This is a genomic window from Streptomyces sp. BK340, assembly GCF_007827595.1.
Taxonomy (GTDB): Bacteria; Actinomycetota; Actinomycetes; order Streptomycetales; family Streptomycetaceae; genus Streptomyces.
On the sequence record NZ_VISR01000003.1, the window covers coordinates 12,768 to 29,942 of the forward strand.

At 73.2% G+C, this 17,175-nt stretch carries 19 protein-coding genes and 1 pseudogene; 9 read left to right on the forward strand and 11 right to left on the reverse strand.

The window, feature by feature from the left end:
• The first annotated feature begins 68 nt into the window (after positions 1-68).
• The gene (locus tag FB157_RS06450) at positions 69-731 is read left to right on the forward strand and encodes a DUF4230 domain-containing protein (protein ID WP_145876886.1); all 663 of its coding nucleotides are present in this window, start codon (positions 69-71) and stop codon (positions 729-731) included.
• A gap of 14 nt (positions 732-745) precedes the next feature.
• On the opposite strand, the gene FB157_RS06455 is transcribed toward FB157_RS06450, so the two are convergent.
• The 6 genes from FB157_RS06455 to FB157_RS06480 are packed head-to-tail and all read right to left on the reverse strand — an operon-like array spanning position 746 to position 4,534.
• Positions 746-2,512 carry a complex I subunit 5 family protein gene (locus tag FB157_RS06455; RefSeq protein ID WP_145876888.1) on the reverse strand — a complete coding sequence of 589 codons (1,767 nt, stop codon included), beginning with the start codon at positions 2,510-2,512 and terminating at the stop codon, positions 746-748.
• Positions 2,512-2,859: a sodium:proton antiporter gene (locus FB157_RS06460; RefSeq protein ID WP_145877853.1), complete on the reverse strand. Its 348-nt coding sequence runs from the start codon at positions 2,857-2,859 to the stop codon at positions 2,512-2,514. The genes FB157_RS06455 and FB157_RS06460 overlap by 1 nt, the downstream gene beginning before the upstream one ends.
• A 10-nt stretch (positions 2,860-2,869) precedes the next feature.
• Positions 2,870-3,610, reverse strand: a complete 741-nt coding sequence (locus FB157_RS06465) for an MnhB domain-containing protein (protein ID WP_145876890.1) — start codon at positions 3,608-3,610, stop codon at positions 2,870-2,872.
• The gene (locus tag FB157_RS06470) at positions 3,607-3,867 is read right to left on the reverse strand and encodes a hydrogenase subunit MbhD domain-containing protein (protein ID WP_145876892.1); all 261 of its coding nucleotides are present in this window, start codon (positions 3,865-3,867) and stop codon (positions 3,607-3,609) included. Before FB157_RS06470 ends, FB157_RS06465 begins: the two co-directional genes overlap by 4 nt.
• Positions 3,868-3,902: 35 nt before the next feature.
• Positions 3,903-4,355: an MrpF/PhaF family protein gene (locus FB157_RS06475; RefSeq protein WP_145876893.1), complete on the reverse strand. Its 453-nt coding sequence runs from the start codon at positions 4,353-4,355 to the stop codon at positions 3,903-3,905.
• A complete protein-coding gene (locus FB157_RS06480) occupies positions 4,352-4,534 on the reverse strand; it encodes a hypothetical protein (protein ID WP_145876895.1) in 183 nt (60 codons plus the stop codon). Before FB157_RS06480 ends, FB157_RS06475 begins: the two co-directional genes overlap by 4 nt.
• A gap of 242 nt (positions 4,535-4,776) precedes the next feature.
• Between FB157_RS06480 and FB157_RS06485 the strand changes: the two genes are divergently transcribed.
• Positions 4,777-5,334, forward strand: a complete 558-nt coding sequence (locus tag FB157_RS06485) for a VanZ family protein (RefSeq protein WP_145876897.1) — start codon at positions 4,777-4,779, stop codon at positions 5,332-5,334.
• A gap of 116 nt (positions 5,335-5,450) precedes the next feature.
• Positions 5,451-6,683 carry a ricin-type beta-trefoil lectin domain protein gene (locus FB157_RS06490; protein ID WP_145876899.1) on the forward strand — a complete coding sequence of 411 codons (1,233 nt, stop codon included), beginning with the start codon at positions 5,451-5,453 and terminating at the stop codon, positions 6,681-6,683.
• Positions 6,684-6,695: 12 nt separating this feature from the next.
• Here the strand turns inward: FB157_RS06490 and FB157_RS06495 are convergent, their stop codons facing one another.
• The gene (locus FB157_RS06495) at positions 6,696-6,941 is read right to left on the reverse strand and encodes a hypothetical protein (protein ID WP_145876901.1); all 246 of its coding nucleotides are present in this window, start codon (positions 6,939-6,941) and stop codon (positions 6,696-6,698) included.
• 144 nt (positions 6,942-7,085) lie between these two features.
• Here FB157_RS06495 and FB157_RS06500 point away from each other — a divergent pair, with 144 nt between their 5' ends.
• Positions 7,086-8,123, forward strand: coding sequence for a PHP domain-containing protein (locus FB157_RS06500; protein ID WP_145876902.1), 1,038 nt, complete (start codon positions 7,086-7,088; stop codon positions 8,121-8,123).
• A gap of 224 nt (positions 8,124-8,347) precedes the next feature.
• On the opposite strand, the gene FB157_RS06505 is transcribed toward FB157_RS06500, so the two are convergent.
• The 3 genes and pseudogenes from FB157_RS06505 to FB157_RS06515 form a co-directional block, all read right to left on the reverse strand.
• Complete coding sequence (locus tag FB157_RS06505; protein ID WP_145876904.1) at positions 8,348-9,637, reverse strand: ROK family protein; 1,290 nt, start codon at positions 9,635-9,637, stop codon at positions 8,348-8,350.
• Positions 9,638-9,729: 92 nt separating this feature from the next.
• The gene (locus FB157_RS49380; protein WP_145876906.1) at positions 9,730-10,110 is read right to left on the reverse strand and encodes a hypothetical protein; all 381 of its coding nucleotides are present in this window, start codon (positions 10,108-10,110) and stop codon (positions 9,730-9,732) included.
• Positions 10,111-10,133: 23 nt separating this feature from the next.
• A pseudogene (locus FB157_RS06515) lies at positions 10,134-11,519 on the reverse strand (reductase); the annotation flags it as partial.
• A gap of 58 nt (positions 11,520-11,577) precedes the next feature.
• On the opposite strand from FB157_RS06515, the gene FB157_RS06520 reads away from it, so the two are divergent.
• Positions 11,578-12,222, forward strand: a complete 645-nt coding sequence (locus FB157_RS06520) for a PAS domain-containing protein (protein WP_145876908.1) — start codon at positions 11,578-11,580, stop codon at positions 12,220-12,222.
• Positions 12,223-12,337: 115 nt separating this feature from the next.
• Positions 12,338-12,832: an FBP domain-containing protein gene (locus FB157_RS06525; RefSeq protein ID WP_145876909.1), complete on the forward strand. Its 495-nt coding sequence runs from the start codon at positions 12,338-12,340 to the stop codon at positions 12,830-12,832.
• 63 nt (positions 12,833-12,895) lie between these two features.
• On the opposite strand, the gene FB157_RS06530 is transcribed toward FB157_RS06525, so the two are convergent.
• Positions 12,896-13,891: an NADPH:quinone oxidoreductase family protein gene (locus tag FB157_RS06530; RefSeq protein WP_145876911.1), complete on the reverse strand. Its 996-nt coding sequence runs from the start codon at positions 13,889-13,891 to the stop codon at positions 12,896-12,898.
• Between the two features lie 122 nt (positions 13,892-14,013).
• Here FB157_RS06530 and FB157_RS06535 point away from each other — a divergent pair, with 122 nt between their 5' ends.
• The 3 genes from FB157_RS06535 to FB157_RS06545 all read left to right on the forward strand — a co-directional run bounded on the left by FB157_RS06535 (position 14,014) and on the right by FB157_RS06545 (position 17,129).
• Positions 14,014-14,592, forward strand: coding sequence for an ABATE domain-containing protein (locus tag FB157_RS06535; protein WP_145876913.1), 579 nt, complete (start codon positions 14,014-14,016; stop codon positions 14,590-14,592).
• A gap of 159 nt (positions 14,593-14,751) precedes the next feature.
• On the forward strand, positions 14,752-16,005 hold the full coding sequence (locus FB157_RS06540) for an aromatic acid exporter family protein (RefSeq protein WP_186581379.1): 1,254 nt from the start codon (positions 14,752-14,754) through the stop codon (positions 16,003-16,005).
• 47 nt (positions 16,006-16,052) lie between these two features.
• Positions 16,053-17,129 (forward strand): hypothetical protein, encoded by a 1,077-nt coding sequence (locus tag FB157_RS06545; protein ID WP_145876915.1) that lies wholly within the window; start codon positions 16,053-16,055, stop codon positions 17,127-17,129.
• The last annotated feature ends 46 nt before the right edge of the window (positions 17,130-17,175 follow it).

Below are 17,175 nucleotides of genomic sequence, written 5' to 3' on the forward strand. Positions count from 1 at the left end.
TCCGTCAACGCAGCGGTCTGGAACCGTATGTGGTGGGAATCCAGTGAGGAGGAAGGAGGACTGTCGACATGACGACTTCCGAAACGCGGCTCCCCCGACGCATGCCAGGCTGGGCACAGGCGCTCACGGCGTTCGTGCTGGTACTCGCCGTGCTGTTCGCGGGGATCAGGCTGGCCGTGCTCCCGAGCGTCAAAGACCTGTTCGGCACCGAGTCGCACGACCGTTCCGGCCCCGCACTCCTCAAGTCCATTCGGGACATGAGCCGTTACGACGCCGCCTCCGGCACGTTCCAGGTCGTCGTGGACCTGGAGAAGAACGCCAAGTACCTGCCCGACGCTCTCCACGGCAGCCGCACCCTGTACGTCGGCGCGGGCACCGTGGAGGCGTACGTCGACCTCGGCCGGGTCGGCGAGAAGGACGTGTCGGTGAACGACGACCGCACCTCGGCCACGCTCCGGCTGCCGCACGCCCGGCTCGGCAGGCCGGCCCTGGACCCCGACCACTCCTACGCCGTGTCCAAGCAGCGCGGTCTGTTCGACCGGCTCGGCGACCTGTTCTCGGACAACCCCAACAGCGAGCAGGCGGTGCAGAGGCTGGCGGTGCTGCACATCGGCGATGCCGCGCGCAGCAGCGGGTTGACGGCGCGGGCCGAGACCAACACCACCGGCATGCTGCAGGGCCTGCTGCGCTCTCTCGGCTTCACGGAGGTGCGCGTCCTGTACGGATCCTGATCCGCTCCCGCCGATCAGCCGCCCAGCACGCCCGGCAGGGTCAGCACGCCCAGCGCGGTGGCGCCGACCAGCAGCCAGGCCACGTAGTCGCCGATGTGGCCCGACTGCAGGCGGCGCAGGGGCAGCGCCCAGTCCGGGGTGGCCAGCCGGCGCGGGTGGGTCACGGCGAGGGCGGCGAGGCCCACGGCGAGCAGGGTGGAGACCAGGCCCAGCAGGATGCCGTGCGGCGTCCAGTGGACGGAGGCATGCGCGCCGCCCGACCCGGCCTCGTTGACCGAGCGGGCCACCACTGCCGCGAGGCCGGGGGCCACGCCGACGGCGAAGGCGCCGGCGAGCAGCACGGCGGGCACCGCGGTCATGGAGTCGGGGATGCGGCTGAGTCTCCTGCCGGTCTCAGGCCGCTCCTCTGACCCACTGGTCTCGTACGCGGCGTCCTCCGGGCGCGGCCCGAGCCCCAGGAACACCCGGGCGGTCACCCGCAGGACGGCGCCCGCGGTCACCGCGGAGGCGAGCAGGTACACCAGGGTGAGCGGGCCGCCGGCCGCCTCCTCGGTGATCGCCTTGCCGAGACCCGTCCCGAAGGGCGGCAGGCCTGCCAGCGCGAGCCCGCCGATCGCGAACATCACCCCGAACGCGCGCATCCCGCGCGCCCTGCCGTGCAGCGCGTGCTCGTCCACGCTGCCGAACCGGTCCAGGAGAGCGCCGGTGCAGGCGAACAGCGCCGCCTTGACTCCGGCGTGCCCGAGGAGGTACAGGGCGATCCCGTCGTCGCCCTCGGGGGTGAGCACGCCGAGGCCGACGAGGAACAGGCCGGTGTGCGCGACCGTGGAGTAGGCGAGCAGCCGCTTGATGTGCCGTTGGTACCAGCACATGACGGCGCCGATCGCGGCGGTGAGGACGCCCAGGGTCACCAGGGCCCGGGTCAGGTCGGCCGCGGGGACGCCGCCGGGTCCGGCGAAGACGGTGCCGTAGACGCGCCAGATGCCGTAGGCGCCGAGTTCGACCATGACGCCGGACAGCAGCATGCACACCGGGGTGGGGGCGACCGCGTGCGCGTCGGGGAGCCAGAAGTGGAACGGCACGGCGGCCGCCTTCACCAGCAGTCCGGTCATGACCAGCACGAAGGCGGCGAGGACGAGGGCGTCCGGCCCGCCCTGCGCGGCCGCGCCGTCCAGGCCGCGCCCGATCTTCGTCATGGCCAGTTCGCCGGTGCGGGCGTACAGCAGGCCGATGCCCGACAGCATCGCGTACGCACCGAGGGAGTTGACGACCCCGAAGGTCAGCGCGCCCTGCACGGCCTTCGCCTCGTCGATCCGGTAGCCGGTCAGCGCATAGGCGGCGACGCTCATCAGCTCGAAGAACACGAACGCGTTGAACAGGTCGCCCGCGAGCGCGAAGCCGCACATCGCCCCCTGGAAGACCAGCATCAGCGCGGGGTACGAGCCGGCGTGGCCGCGCGGCGGCTCGTCGAAGTAGCGCCAGGAGTACGCGAGGGCGGACAGGGTCAGCAGCGAGACGAGCGCGGCCATGGCCAGCGCCGGACCGTCCCCGACCAGCACGATGCCGACGCTCTCCCCGTCGACGGGTTGCCAGCCGCCGACCCATTCCACCAACGGGGGTGAGGAGTTGAGGAGCAGCACGAGCGCGAGGGCGGCCGTGGCGCCGGAAACGGCACACCCGGTGGTCTCGGCCACGACCCTGGACAGCCGGCGGCCCGTGGCCACCAGCAGGGCGGCCCCGAGCAGCGGCACCGCGAAGAGCAGCGGGAGCAGGTGGTGCATCAGCCGCGCAACTCCCTCAGCTCGTCCGGGTCGAGGGTGCCGTGCCGCTTGGCGACCTGCAGGACCAGGGCGAGCAGCAGCGCGGTGACAGTGGCGCCGACGACGATGTCGGTGAGGGTGAGGGCCTGCACGACCGGGTCGACGACCGGCCGGGACCCCGGTGCGAGGTCGGAGAAGACCGGCGCGGTCGCCCCGTCGCGGTAGCCGACGGCCAGCAGCAGGACGTACGTGGACGACTGGCACACGGCCAGGCAGCCCACGGTGTGGATCAGGTTGCGGCTGGTGGCGAGGCCGTAGCAGCCGGTCAGGAAGACGTAGGCGGCGATCAGGTAGGGAAGGACATGCATCACGGCGTACTCAACTCCCGTGTTCCTCCTCGATATCGACGGCCTGGTCCAGGAAACTCGCGAGCAGGAGGACGACCGCACTGGTGACCTCCATGCCGACGGCCGCGTTCAGCAGGGGGACGGTGCCGCCGGAGGACAGTGTGTTGGAGGTGCCGTACGGCAGCAGTGTGTTGGCCAGGAACGCGGTGCCCGCGAGGAGGCCGGCGAGGCCGAGGACGGCGTAGGCGGAGACGGCGAGCGCGTCGCAGACGGCGAACACGCCGAGGGGGCGGACGCGTTCCAGGGCGTGGTAGTCGGCACCGAGGTACAGCAGGTGCAGGGCGGTCGCGGCGACGACCCCGCCCTGGAAGCCGCCGCCGGGGCTGAGCTGGCCGTGGGCGATGACGTAGAGACCGGTCAGGAGGGCGACGGGCAGCACGATCAGGGCGTAGCGGCGGACGGGCAGGGCCACTTCGGCGGGTTGCGGCTGCGCCCGGTGCTCGTCGCGGGCCTCGCGCAGGAGCACCAAGCAGCCCAGCACGGCGGCGAACAGGATGCTCGTCTCGCCGAGGGTGTCGTAGGCGCGCTGGTCGAAGTTGACGGAGGCGATGGTGTTGGCGGTGTGCCGGGCGAGGGAGGCGCGGACGGCCCGCTCGCCGTACGGGTGCCACCGGCCGCCGAAGGCGGGCAGGTCCAGGCAGGCGGCGACGAGCAGGGCGGCCACCCCCGCGCCGCCGACAGCGAGCAGCCACAGCCGCAGCCGCCGGCTCACCGCGCGCGGTCCTTCGTCCGGGCCTGCCGTCTGACCTTGCGTACCGACAGCATGATGAGCAGCGGGGTGAGCGCGGAGCCCACGGCCAGTTGCGACAGGCCGACGTCCGGTGCCTGGAGCACGGTGAACAGGACGGCCAGGACGACCCCGAGCACGGACAGCACCAAGGCCTGCCGGGCCGGTTCGCGCTGGGCCACGGCGGCGGTGGCGGAGGCGGCCACGAGCAGCAGGGCCACGACGATCACGGCATCAGCCATGCCGCACCTCGCTCCCACCCCGCACGGCTCCGGCGTCAGGCACCGCCCACCGCCCGGAAGCCGCCCGCCAGGGCCCGCGACGCGATGACGTTGCCGCCGATCAACAGGACGCCGATCAGCAGCAGTTTCACCATCGCCCGGCTCGGGCCGGTGGCCACGCACACCGCCACCACGACCGTCGTGGCCAGGCCGACGGCCGCCCAGGTCAGTGCCCAGGCGCGCGGCGGCTCGGCCGCCAGGTCGTCGGCGAGCAGTCGGGCGAAGACGAGGGTCCCGACCGGGCCCAGCAGGGCCATGAGCAGGGCGAGGTCGACGTAGGAGGGGCGGCCGTAGCCCTGGGCGAGCAGCAGCAGGGCCGGGCAGACCGCGGAGGTGGCCAGGTTCTGGGCCATGACCCGGCGGGGCAGCGGGCCGGTGGCCACCCCCCACAGGGCGGCTGCCCCTGCCCCGCCCAGCTCGACCGTCGCCGCGAGGATCCAGCCGTTCACCACCAGGTCACCGCCCGCCGCCCGGCCCGGGCCGCCAAGGCCCCCACGGCGGCGGCGCTCGCGCCGACGATCCGCTCCAAGGCGTCGACCGACGAGACGAGCACCAGCCACAGCAGGGCGAGTCCGGCCCACCAGGCCAGGAGTTCGCCCACGACGAGAAGCGTGGTACGCCGCGCCATCCGCCACCTCCTCGCTCCGCTCTGCCCGACTGCGCGGGCCTGTGTCCGCCCAGCCGCTCGGGGCATCCAAGCACCGCCGGGCCGGGGGCGGGGCGGCGGCGCGCGGACCCGGGTCCCGAGTGCCCCGAGAGCGTGAACCGAATCCGCCGACGCGCATCCGGCGCAGTCCGGGCGGCGGCATCCCGGGCCGTTGTATGGGTAACCGCCTTACAACAGCGGGAAGTTGAAGACCGGAGGATCTCATGGCCCGTACCGCCCTGCGCCTGCCCGGGTTACTGCGCGCCCCGAAGAAGCGGGAGCGGGCCGAGGAGGCTCGCCCTCCAGCCGGGCGGCACGCGCTCATGCTCCCCGTGCGACTGCTGGTGATGCTGGTCGCTTTCGCATTCATGGTGGCCTTCGCCGCGGTCCTGGCCCGGCTCACGCTTCAGCCGTCCCCGGCGTCGGTGCCCCTGACGCACAGCAATCTGCACCCGGGCCGCTCGCTGCGGGCGTACGCGGATCACGCACAGGTACGGGACGCCGTCCGGCAGATCGGCGGGAACGTGCTGCTCGGTGTGCCGTTCGGGGTACTGGTGCCGGTCCTCGCGCCGCGCGCGCGAGGGGTGCTCCAGGTGCTGGCGTTCACCGCGCTCGTGATGCTGATGGTGGAGCTGGTCCAGGGGGCGCTGGTCACCGGGCGGGCCTTCGACATCGACGACGTCATCCTCAACTCCGCGGGAGCTCTGATCGGGTGGCTGCTCCTCGGGCGGCGGCTCGGGCGTGCGGTGCATGCGCGCGTGCGCAGGACGTCGGCCGAGTGATCGTCAGCGAGAGGTCCGTACCAAGGTATTGACGCTCACTTATCTCACTTCTTAAATCAAGAGGCATCACGTATGCCTGTCCACGTATCACACACCCCCCACATGAACGGAGAGTCATGGCCTCCCCACGCCTGCTCCGCAGATGTCTGTTCGCCGCTCTGTCCGCCGCGCTGGTCGGCTCGGCCGCCGTCGGTCCGGCCCGGGCGCAGGCCGCGGCCCCGGCGGCCGCGGCCGTGACCACCTTCTCCGACAGCTTCGACGGGCCCGCGGGCGCCGCGGTCGACTCCTCGAAGTGGACGCTGGAGACCGGCGACAACGTCAACAATCACGAGCGGCAGTACTACACCTCCGGGACCAGGAACGCGGCACTGGACGGCCAGGGCCATCTGGTGATCACGGCCCGCAAGGAGAACCCGGCCGGCTACCAGTGCTGGTACGGCAGCTGCCAGTACACCTCCGCGCGGATGAACACCGCCGGGAGGTTCAACGCGCAGTACGGCCATGTCGAGGCCCGGATGAAGATCCCGCGCGGGCAGGGCATGTGGCCCGCGTTCTGGATGCTCGGCACTCCGGTGAACTGGCCGGACTCGGGAGAGATCGACGTGATGGAGAACGTCGGCTTCGAGCCCTCGACCGTGCACGGCACCATCCACGGCCCGGGCTACTCCGGTTCGGGCGGTATCGGCGCCGGCTACACCCTGCCGAACGGGCAGGCCTTCGCCGACGCGTTCCACACCTTCGCCGTCGACTGGGCGCCCGACTCGATCACCTGGTCCGTGGACGGGAACGTCTACCAGCGGCGCACGCCCGCCGACCTGGGCGGGAAGACCTGGGTGTTCAACAAGCCGTTCTTCCTGATCCTGAACCTTGCGGTCGGGGGCTACTGGCCCGGCGACCCGGACAGCTCCACGCAGTTCCCGCAGCAGCTGGTCGTCGACTCGGTGTCGGTGACGACGAGCGACAGCGCGGCCGGTGTCCCGATCCGGGGACTGGCGGGCAAGTGTGTGGACGTGGCCGGCGCGAACTCCGCCAACGGCACCCCGGTCCAGCTCTACGACTGCAACGGCACGGGCGCCCAGCAGTGGACCGTCGGCTCGGACGGCACGATCCGGGCGCTCGGGAAGTGCCTGGACGTCACCGGCAACGGTACGGCGGACGGCTCGACCGTCCAGCTGTGGGACTGCACGGGCGGCCCCAACCAGAAGTGGGCCGTCTCGGCCGCGCACGACGTCGTCAATCCGCAGGCGGACAAGTGCCTCGACGTGACCGGGAACAACTCGGCCAACGGCACCCGGCTGCAGATCTGGACGTGCACCGGCGGCGGCAACCAGAAGTGGACGGTCGGCTGAGCCGCATCCGGATCAGATGGGTGTCCAGTGGTACTGGCCGCCGCCCACCCAGCGGACCGAGTCCGGATCGTTCAGGTCGTGGATCGTGATGCCGTGGGCGGCGGCGACCTCCAGCACGTCGGTCGCGGTCCTGGCCCGGCCGACCACCTCGCCGTCGATCTCCACCACCCGGAAGGGCGGCTCCCCCGGCCTGCCCGCGCACACGCCGTGCACCAGGACCCGCGGATGGGAGATGTAGGGCACTGCTTGTTCGGTCATGCAATAGAGCGTAGAACGCAACCGGGGCCGACGACTCGTCCGAGCCGCCGTCCAGGCCCTCGGCCCTTCGGGGCCGGGCCGGCGGGCGTGCGGAGCGGGTCAGGCTGGGGAACCCTGGAGGGGCATCGCGCGCTGGAGGTGACCATGGATCCCGTCGCGGCCCTCGACCGGATCGCCTTCCTGCTGGAGCGGTCACTGGCGCCCACCTACCGGGTGCGGGCCTTCCGGACCGCCGCCCGGGTGCTGTCCCAGCTGCCCGAGGACGAGGTCGCCGCGCGTGCGGCGGCCGGGACGCTGGAGTCGCTGAAGGGAGTCGGGCCGAAGACCGCGCAGGTGGTGCGGGAGGCACTGGCCGGTGAGGTGCCCGGCTATCTGCGCAGGGTGGAGGAGGAGAACGGCGGACCGCTCACCGCCGAGGGCGGCGGCGCCGAGCTGCGAGCGCTGCTGCGCGGTGACTGCCACACGCATTCGGACTGGTCGGACGGCGGCAGCCCGATCGAGGAGATGGGACGTGCGGCGGCCCGGCTGGGCCACGAGTGGACGGCCCTGACCGACCACTCCCCCCGGCTGACCGTGGCCCGGGGCCTCAGTCCGGAGCGGCTGCGCGAGCAGCTGGAGGTCGTGGCGGAGCTGAACGCGCGGTGGGCGCCGTTCCGGCTGCTCACCGGCATCGAGTGCGACATCCTGGAGGACGGCTCGCTGGACCAGGAGCCCGGGCTGCTGGAGCGCCTGGACGTCGTGGTCGTGTCCGTGCACTCCAAGCTGCGGATGGACGCCCGCTCGATGACCCGCCGCATGGTGGCCGCCGTACGCGATCCGCACGCGGACGTCCTCGGCCACTGCACGGGACGGCTGGTCACGGGCCGTGGCCGGCCGGAGTCGGAGTTCGACGCGGACGAGGTGTTCGCCGCCTGCGCCGAGTCGGGTACGGCCGTGGAGATCAACAGCCGTCCCGAGCGGCTGGACCCGCCGCGGCGGCTGCTGCGCCGGGCCGTGACGGCCGGGGTGCTGTTCTCGATCGACACCGACGCGCACGCGCCCGGCCAGCTGGACTGGCAGATCCTCGGCTGCGCCCGGGCCGAGGAGTGCGGGGTGCCCGCCGAACGGGTGGTGACGGCCTGGCCGGCCGAGGATCTGCTGGCCTGGACCCGCGAGGGCCGTACGCCCGCCCGGGCGTCCTGAGAAAGCCCGGCCGCGACGGGGGAATCACGGCCGGGGCGGCCAGGTGGTGGGGACGGACGGCGGTCGCCTCTCGGCGAAGGGCACCACAGGGCTTCAGCCGGACGATCGTCCCTGCGGGCGGATGGTGAGGCCCGGGGACACTGTCCCGTCCGCACCCACGGCTGGTTCGACGGGCAACCGTCTCGTGGTGTTCCAGCCGGGGTCCGAGAGGTGTGTCACGAGGGTCAGCGCGGTGTCCGTTCCTCCAGCGCGGCCCGCCAGGCGGGGTGCCGGTCCTCGGTCGCCTGTTCGACGCGGCGGCCGCCGCGCGCGAAGAAGTCGGCCAGGGGCAGGATCGCCGCGCCGACGGTGACCGCGTCGGGACCGAGCCGGCCGAGATCGATGGTGACCTGGTCCGCCGGGTACCGCAGGGCGTACGTCGACGCGTGGCGGCGTACGGCGGGCAGGAATCGGGTGCCGAGCTGGAGTCCGGCCCAGCCGCCGATGAGGATGCGCTCGGGCTGGAAGAGGTTGATCAGGTCGGACAGGCCGGCACCCAGGTACTCGGCGGTCTCCTCCAGGACGGCGAGCGCGACCGGGTCGGGGTCCCTGCCCTCGGTCGGGTAGGCGGCGGCGAGCATCGCGGTGAGCGCGGTCTCCTCGTCGGCGCCCTCGGGCGGCCGTCCGCCCTCCTCGCTCCAGCGGGCGAGCAGCGACTCGGCACCGGCGTAGGCCTCCAGGCAGCCCGGCGCACCGCACCGGCAGCGGCGCCCACGGACCCGTACGGTCAGATGGCCCCATTCGACGGCCCGCCCGTACTCCACCTCGGGGGTGACCAGGCAGGCGCCGACGCCGGAGCCGAAGAGCACGACCACCGCGTTGCGGGCGCCGCGCCCGCCGCCGAACCACATCTCGGCCTGGCCCAGGGTCTTGGCACCGTTGTCGATGAAGTACCGCACGGTGTCCGGCAGTCGGGAGGTCGAGCGGAGCAGCCGCTCCAGCGGCACCGCGTCCCAGCCGATGGTCTGCCCGTGCACGACGGCGCCCTGGTCAGGCGTGTGCTCGACGATGCCCGGGACGCCGACGCCGACGCCGAGCAGTCGCTCGGGCGCGGCTCCCTCGGCCCCGAGGACCTCGGCGATGCCGTCACGGATGTGCCCGACGATCACGTCGACGTCGTAGCCCTGCTGAGCGAGCGGGCGTTCGGTGCGGGCGAGTTCGGTGAGGGCCAGGTCGAACAGCTCGACGCGGACGCGGGTCTCGCCGACGTCGACGCCGATCATCTGGCCGCTGTGCGGGGAGACGCGCAGCAGGGTGCGGGGGCGGCCGCCGTCGGAGTCGACGCTGCCGGCCTCCTCGACCAGTCCGTCGGCGACCAGGTCCGCGACCACGTTGCTGACCGAGCCGGAGCTCAGCCCGGTGACCGGGCCCAGTTCGAAGCGGCTGAGCGGGCCGTCGAAGTAGAGCCGTTGCAGCACGGCCGTGCGATTGCCCCGTCTGAGGTCGCGTACCGTTCGCCCGTTCCGCCCCGCCATGTGGCTCCCTTCGAACCATGTCCCGACCTGCAACATACCCCTCGGAACAGGCTGCACGCGACTTTCGAACAACCCTTATTTCATGTGATGAGCTAAGTGTCGGCCGCTTTGCTCCCGTCCAGCGCGGCGACGAGCCCGGGAGCGGCGGTGTCCTGGGCCCAGCGGGAGTGCCCCTCGTCGGCCGCTCGCGGGACCGTCTCGACCAGCATGATCAGGTACAGGTACGCGCGGTAGAGGCCGAGCCGGAGGCGTCCCGCGCTGAACACCGCGCCGGAGTGCAGCAGCCGGGTCTCGTGGCGCGGGCCCGCTGCCGCCGGCGCGGTCTTCAGGACGCAGCGGGTGCCGTCGGTGAGCCGCGGTTCCTCGACGGTGTTGAAGGTGCCGCCGCCCAGCGGGCGCACCGCGGCCGGCCGGCCGGGGTCGACGCCCGCCGCGGCCAGGACCCGCCGGGCCCGCTCCTCCGGCTCCCGCATCGTGCGTCCCCTTCCCCTGGCGGTCAGCCCGCCGCGTACACGTCCTCGACGTAACGCCCGTCCGCCATCAACGAGTCGAGCCACCGCCCGGCGGCCGCCTCGTCGGCGCCGGGCGTCCGTTCCCGGTACAGGGTACGGAACACCTCGCGAACTCCGGGTGCCATGCGGGAGCCGTCGCCGCAGACATGGACCCGGGCCCCTGCGCGAAGCAGTTCCCAGACCTCGTCGGCCTCGGCGGCGATGCGGTGCTGCACGAACGGCGCGCCGTTCTCGGGGGCGGCGCTGAAGGCCGGGCGCAGGCGGACGGCTCCGGCGGCTTCGGCGGCCCGGAGTTCACCGGCGTGCAGGAAGTCGGCGTCGGGGGCGTCGCAGCCGAAGTAGAGCAGCGCCGACGGGAGTTCGGCGCCGGCGGCACGGGCCGCGCTGCGGTCGGCGACGACTCCGCGGAACGGGGCGAGGCCGGTACCCGCGGCGATCATCACGACGGGTGCGCCGGCGTCGGTCCGGAACACCTCCCGGCAGGGCTGGACGCGGGCGTACACGGTGTCACCGGGCCGCAGGGCGGCGAGGTACCCGGAGCAGGTGCCCCGGTAGCGGTCCCTGCCCATGGGGATCCCCCCGGTGGAGCGCAGCCGGGAGTGCGAGCGTGCGGGGGCGTCCAGCACGGAGACCATCAGGTCGGCGTGGCGCGGGTCGGCCGCCGGGGACGAGGAGATGGAGTAGTGGCGCGGACGCAGCGGGGTCAGCAGGTCGAGGAGGTGCGGCCAGTCCAGTGCGCCGCGCAGGGCGGGGTGGTCCTCGGCGATCTCCACCAGGGTGCGCGGATCGTCGCCGGCCAGGGCCGCGAGGGCGGCGCGCTCGGGCGGGCAGGGGTTGGCCCCGGCGAGCAGGGCCAGCCGGCGTGCGGTCGGCCGCTCCTGCAACTCGACGTGGTGCGTGAGCAGTTGCCGTACGGTGAGCGGACGGTCCACGGCGAGGCCGTCGCGGCGCGGGCGGGTGGCCCGGATGTCCAGGACGGCGTCGAGGTCGACGCCGAACGCGGCGGCGGCACGCTCCACGAGGCCGGGGGCGTTGACGGGGAGCACGGTCAGGTGGTCGGCGGTGCGGTAGGCGACGCCGTCGGGCAGGGCGATGCGCAGGAACCGCTTGGCGCGCGGGTGTCCGGGCGCGGTGAGGTCGTACGCCTCGGTGACGGTCATGGGGACCAGCCCGTGCCGCTCGGCCACGGCGTCCAGCCGACCGCCGGTGACGGTGCGGACCTCGTACGCCGTGACGGGCTCCTCCTCGGGGCCGGTGACGGCGTCCGGGTCGCCGTACTCCTGGAGCAGGGCGGTCCGCAGCCGGGCGGTGAAGTCGCGGACGGTGCCGCTCAGGTCGCCGGAGGCGTCGGCGGCGGCGCGGCCGGTCCACGCGTTTGCCGCTGACCTGGCTGTTCCTCTTGGATGGTCCGGACGTCGGGAGGTGCGGATGGACCTGGGCCGGAGCGAGGCCGTGGTGTGGCGCAACCGTGCGCTGACCCTCTTCGACCGGGTCTCCGTACCGGTCGCGGTCTGCGACGTGCACGGCCGGGTCGGACTCGCCAACCCGGCGATGGCCGCCGAGTGCGGTACGACCCCGGGGCGACTGCGGGGCCGGGACGTGCTGGAGCTGTTCCGGCCGCAGGAGGCCACTCAGGTCGACCGGATCGCCGAGGCGCTGCGGCTGCGGCACCGCTCGCGCTATCAGGTGTCGGTCTGCTGGCGCTCCCCCGGCGGGGCCGAGCGGTACGGCGAACTGACGGCGGACCCGGTGAGCGACAGCGTGGACGAGACGCCCGCCCTGCTCGTGATGCTGCGCGTCCAGGGCGAGCGCGAGGCCCGGCGCGAGCCGGAGCCGCCGCCGGTCACCCCGGTGGAAGGCCAGGTACTGGCTCTTCTGGCCGGGGGTGCCACCACGACCCGGGCGGCGCGTGAACTGGGCCTGAGCAGGGACGGCCTCACCTATCACCTGCGCCGGCTGTCGGCCCGCTGGGGCGCGGCCAACCGCACCGAACTGGTCGCCCGCGCCTACGCCTCGGGGGTGCTCGCACCGGGCGTGTGGCCGCCGGAGGCGACGGCCGCCGAGGCGGAGTAGGACATGACACCGGCCGCCCGGAAAAACCGTTCGCCGGCCCTCCCCTTGGCTGCCTAGGCTAGCCATGAACCTAGAGCCTCTAGGTTCATGGCATCGGACCTGGAAGGCCTCCCCCATGAAGTCCCTCACCGAGCAGGACATCCGCAACTCGTTCGTCAACTGCTCCAAGGGCGACGCCAAGCGCCTGGCGATCCCGCGCGACCTCGGTGAACAGCCGTGGGACGACCTGGACTTCCTCGGCTGGCGCGATCCCGGTGCGCCCGACCGCAGCTATCTGGTCACCGGACGGGAGGGCAGACTCGTCGGTGTCGCGCTGCGTTTTCCGGCCTCGCGGCGCGGGTTCCTGCAGCGCAGCATGTGTTCCGTGTGCCTCACGACGCATCCCGGCGGCGGGGTGTCGCTGATGACCGCCCGGAAGGCCGGCGCGGCGGGACGGGAGGGCAATTCGGTCGGGCTGTACATGTGCACCGACCTGGCGTGCTCGCTGTACGTACGCGGGAAGAAGGTGCCGGAGTCCGGGAGCCGGTTCGAGGAGAGCCTGACCCTGGAGGAGCAGATCGCCCGCACCACGGGCAATCTGTCCGCCTTCCTCGACAAGCTCTACGTCTGACGTTCCCGGAACCCGCCCCGCCTGACGTCGGCAGGCTCGGCGCCCGACGCTTCCCGGCCCCGTTCAGCCACCCGGGGTGAGCACGATCTTGCCCCGGTTGTCGCGGCTCTCCAGCCGCTCGTGCGCGACGCGCGCCTCGGACAGGGGCAGCACGGTCTCGACCGGCACCCGGTAGGCACCCGCGGCCACCCGCTCGGCCAGCTCGCGCAGGTCGGGGCGCGGATCCCAGCCGTGGATCTGCAGGTTGGTGAGCTGGAAGCCGAGGATCGCGATGTTCTTCGGGTAGAAGTCGCGGGTGTCGACGGTGCTGGACTCCAGGGCGACGTTGGCCAGGGAGACCACCCGGCCGCCGTGCGCCGTCTCGCGCAGACTCCGTCCGAAGGCCCGGCCGCCCACGGTGTCCAGGACGACGTCGGCGCCGCGCCCGCCGGTGAGCCGCAGCACCTCCTCGACCTCGGCCGCGTCGGCGTGCCGGGATGTGTCGACGACCTCGGCCGCCCCGAAGCCTCCTGCCCAGGCGGCCTTCTCGGCCGATCCGGCGAGGGCGACCACCCGGGCGCCGGTCTCGGCGGCGATCTGCACCGCCGCGGTGCCGACGCCGCTCGCGGCGGCCTTGACCACGACCGTGTCCCCCTTGGCGACCCGGGCCAGTCGGCGCAGGCAGTACCAGGCGGAGAGCCAGGCGACGGGCAGGGTCGCCGCCTCGGTCGGGTCCAGCCCGTCGGGCAGTGCCGTGACGCGCGTGGCGGACACGGCGGCCAACTCGGCGTAGAACCCGGGTGAGTCGATGCCGTCGAGTGCCATCACCCGCTGTCCGACCTCGAACCCGCTCACCCCCTCCCCGAGCGCCGCCACCGTCCCGGCGGCCTCCGCGCCGGGGATCAGCGGGGGCCGCCCGGCCCGGTGGTAGGCACCGGCCCGGACCAGGGCGTCCGCGCGGTTCACCCCCGCGGCCTCGATCCGCACCAGCACCTGCCCGGGTCCGGCCACCGGGTCCGGCACCTCCACCGGCACCAGCACCTCGGGCCCGCCGAACTCCTCGATCCGCACCGCACGCATCCCGTACCGCCTCACTCGCGAAACAGCTCTCTGACACCACATGAACAAGTGTCACGATGCGACACCTGTTCATGTGGTGTCAAGTCACCTCATGAAGCAGTGTCGCGAGGTAAGCTGCACGCATGACCCAGCCATCCGACCCGGCTCTCGCCTTCCCCTTCCTGGGCGGCCGCTGCTGCCTGGACTTCGTCGCCACACTCGGCAAACGGCACGCGACGCCCCTGGAGCGGATTCCCGATCCCGGGGCCCTGGGCCGTTGGATCACGGAGGCGGGCCTGGCCGCGGAGGACGGCCCGCTCGCGGCCACCTCGCGGGAGCTGGCCGAGGCCCGCACCCTGCGGGAAGCCGTGTACCGCGTCGTACGGTCGGCGATGGCCGGGCAGGAGCCGGACGCGGACGACGTGCAGCTGGTCAACGAGGCGGCGGCCCGGCCGGATCTCGCGCCCCAGCTGGGCCCCCGGCCCTGGACGGCGCGGCACCCGGTGCGCGCCGCCCTGGCGACCGTGGCCCGGGACGCCGTCCGGCTGGTCGGCGGCCCGCTCCTGGACCGCGTCAAGGAGTGCGGGAACCCCGACTGCTCGCTGCTGTTCCTCGACGACTCCCAGGCCCGGCGGCGCCGCTGGTGCTCGATGGAACGGTGCGGCAACCTCGCGAAGGTCGCCGGCTACCGGTCGCGCAACCGGGCCGCCTCGACGCGCTGACCCACGCCCGCATGGCCGACGCCGAGCCGGTCATGCGGGAAGACGCCGTGCACCCTCGGGTAGTGGACCTCCAGCGCGAGGCGTAAAGGTCGTCGCGGACAGATCCGGCCCTCGGCCGAGCACGTTCGGCCCACCGCCGGAATGGGAACAGGCCAAGGGATGCACGACGTACGCAAATGGAGCGAGCCACTCCTGCGCCTGGTGGGACGCCGCGGTGAACCGGTGGTCGTACAGACGCTGCGGTCGGCCGCCGCGGCCACGATCGCCTACGTCATCGCGCTGCGCCTGAGCCCCGAGCCGGCCCCGCTGACCGCGCCCCTGACCGCCCTGCTGGTCGTCCAGGTCACCTTCTACGCCACGCTCACCAACGGCATCCGCCGGGTGAACTCGGTGGTGGCCGGGGTGCTGGTCGCCATCGCCTTCAGCCTGCTGGTGGGGCTCACCTGGTGGAGCCTCGCGCTGCTGATCGTCGCCTCACTGGCCGTGGGGCACCTGGTGCGCGTCGACGAGTACGTGGCCGAGGTGGCGATCAGCGCCATGCTGGTGCTCGGGGTGACCACCGTCGGCTTCACCGCCTGGGCGCGCATCGTGGAGACGCTGATCGGCGCGGTCGTCGGCATGGCCTGCAACCTGCTGCTCCCGCCCCCGGTCTGGGTGGACGAGGCCGGCCAGTCGATCGAGGGCCTGGCACGCCGGGTACGGCAGTTGATGCTGCGGATGGGTGAGGAGGCCGCGGGCCGCACCCCCTGGCAGCAGGCGGCCGAGCGGCTGCACGAGGCACGCCGGCTGGACCATGACATCGTCCGGGTGGACGCGGCGCTGCGGCAGGCCGAGGACAGCCTGCGGCTCAATCCGCGCGTCAAGGAGGGCCTGCTGCACCGGGTGGTGCTGCGCACCGGACTGGACACGCTGGAGATCTGCACGGTCGTGCTGCGGGTGCTGGCCCGCACCTTCACGGACCTGGCGAAGACCCGCGGCTCCGAGGAACTGTTCCCGCCCCGGGTCGGGGCGACCGTGGAACAGCTGCTGTCCGAGATCGCCGACGCGGTGGTCAGCTTCGCGGTGCTGGTGACCACCCATCTGAGCGAGAACGCCGAGTCGGCGGAGGCGCGCCTGTCGGCCGAGCTGACCACGGCGGCCGGCACCCGCGACCGGCTGGCCGAGCTGCTCCGGGAGGAGATCGGCGAGGACCCGGCGAACTGGCACCTGATGGGTGCCGTACTGACCGAGGTGAACCGGATCATCGACGAACTCGACACCGAGCACCGCACCCGCCGCCTGCTGGAGGACCTGGACCGGGTGTCCCGGGAGCAGCGGGCCAAGCTGCCGAGGATGAACCGGCTGCGCGAGCGCCTCGGCGTCCAGGAGGAGCTGTGGCGGAACCGTACGGGGGTCAGCGGGCGTTCTCGGTGAGGGAGCGCCGGGGCGGGGCCGGCACCGAAGGGCGAGGGAGCGGATCTGTGGCCGACACCGGGGTACGCATCGACGGGAACACACTGCGGCTGCCCGGTGGGGTGGCGGTGCGGTTCATCCGCACGCTGCGGCTGCCGGAGACGGGCACGCATCCGCTGCCGCCGGGGCTCGGCGAGTTCCCGGTCAGACGGGTGTCCGACTACGCCGACCGGGTCCCCGCGCAGTGGCGGGCGCGCGGTGGCGTGATGCTGCCCGTGTATCTGCGCGAGGCGATGTGGCTGAGTTTCGCCGGCACGCAGGAGCCGGCCGCCCTCCAGGTCGGCGTGGGCAAGGTGTGCGCCGTCTCCGGCAAGCCGTGGCGCGACCGTCTCTCCCGTGACCCGCAGAACTACGTGGTGCTGCCCCGCCAGCCCTGGCTGGACGGCATCAACTCGGGCAAGGGGACGGTCCGCCAGTTCGTCGCCGTACCGCTCGGTCTCGGCGCGACCGTGGAGGGGCAGGTCACCGGCGAGGAGGTGTGGGGCGGCGTACAGCTGCAGTCGTTCCCGCTGACGGACGGTGCCCTGGGTGAGTGGCGGCGCCTGGAGCGGGAGCGGAAGGCGCGGGCGGCCGGGAAGTTCCACGGCTACGGCGCGCCGCACCCCATGGCCGCCGCCGCACCCGGCGGACCCCTGCCGCCTCCCTCCGCCCCGGGCGCCGTGGCCGCCCCCGGCGGGCCGGCCGCGGCGCCCCCGCGGCGCGCGGCGGCGATGGGCCTGGGGGTCGGCGGCTCGATGCGCCAGGAGGTCTACGAGGACGACCGGCCGCTCACGGACTGGTGCGGGACTCCCTCGGGGCGGGTGTTCGTCCACCTGGTCACGCCTCCGGAGTGGCGCCGCATCACGGGCGAGGCGCCGCCGCCGTCACCGGTGGACCGGGCGGCCTACACGAGCGCCGGCCTGCCCTGGTTCGACTACTACGACGAGGACGCCGAGGACCTCGCTCCCACGGAGACCCTGGAGGGGGTCAAGCCGGTCGGCGACTGGCTCGGGGACGACCTGGAGCCCTGGCAGGAGCCGCACCCGGACCAGGTGGCACCGCTGAAGGACGCGCCGGGCAAGGCGATCGAGGACGGGGAGTGGTAGCCGGGACAGGCATTGCATCCCGCGCAACACGTGTTGCCGTTCTTGC

Excerpts from the sequence above, each read along its gene's own strand:
- FB157_RS06490 (WP_145876899.1), top strand. The coding sequence starts at position 5,451 with ATGGCCTCCCCACGCCTGCTCCGCAGATGTCTGTTCGCCGCTCTGTCC.
- FB157_RS06470 (WP_145876892.1), bottom strand. The coding sequence starts at position 3,867 with ATGGCTGATGCCGTGATCGTCGTGGCCCTGCTGCTCGTGGCCGCCTCC.
- FB157_RS06535 (WP_145876913.1), top strand. The coding sequence starts at position 14,014 with ATGACCCAGCCATCCGACCCGGCTCTCGCCTTCCCCTTCCTGGGCGGC.
- FB157_RS06480 (WP_145876895.1), bottom strand. The coding sequence starts at position 4,534 with ATGGCGCGGCGTACCACGCTTCTCGTCGTGGGCGAACTCCTGGCCTGG.
- FB157_RS49380 (WP_145876906.1), bottom strand. The coding sequence starts at position 10,110 with ATGCGGGAGCCGGAGGAGCGGGCCCGGCGGGTCCTGGCCGCGGCGGGC.
- FB157_RS06525 (WP_145876909.1), top strand. The coding sequence starts at position 12,338 with ATGAAGTCCCTCACCGAGCAGGACATCCGCAACTCGTTCGTCAACTGC.
- FB157_RS06485 (WP_145876897.1), top strand. The coding sequence starts at position 4,777 with ATGGCCCGTACCGCCCTGCGCCTGCCCGGGTTACTGCGCGCCCCGAAG.
- FB157_RS06460 (WP_145877853.1), bottom strand. The coding sequence starts at position 2,859 with ATGCATGTCCTTCCCTACCTGATCGCCGCCTACGTCTTCCTGACCGGC.
- FB157_RS06540 (WP_186581379.1), top strand. The coding sequence starts at position 14,752 with ATGCACGACGTACGCAAATGGAGCGAGCCACTCCTGCGCCTGGTGGGA.
- FB157_RS06495 (WP_145876901.1), bottom strand. The coding sequence starts at position 6,941 with ATGACCGAACAAGCAGTGCCCTACATCTCCCATCCGCGGGTCCTGGTG.
- FB157_RS06500 (WP_145876902.1), top strand. The coding sequence starts at position 7,086 with ATGGATCCCGTCGCGGCCCTCGACCGGATCGCCTTCCTGCTGGAGCGG.
- FB157_RS06530 (WP_145876911.1), bottom strand. The coding sequence starts at position 13,891 with ATGCGTGCGGTGCGGATCGAGGAGTTCGGCGGGCCCGAGGTGCTGGTG.
- FB157_RS06505 (WP_145876904.1), bottom strand. The coding sequence starts at position 9,637 with ATGGCGGGGCGGAACGGGCGAACGGTACGCGACCTCAGACGGGGCAAT.
- FB157_RS06455 (WP_145876888.1), bottom strand. The coding sequence starts at position 2,512 with ATGCACCACCTGCTCCCGCTGCTCTTCGCGGTGCCGCTGCTCGGGGCC.
- FB157_RS06520 (WP_145876908.1), top strand. The coding sequence starts at position 11,578 with ATGGACCTGGGCCGGAGCGAGGCCGTGGTGTGGCGCAACCGTGCGCTG.
- FB157_RS06450 (WP_145876886.1), top strand. The coding sequence starts at position 69 with ATGACGACTTCCGAAACGCGGCTCCCCCGACGCATGCCAGGCTGGGCA.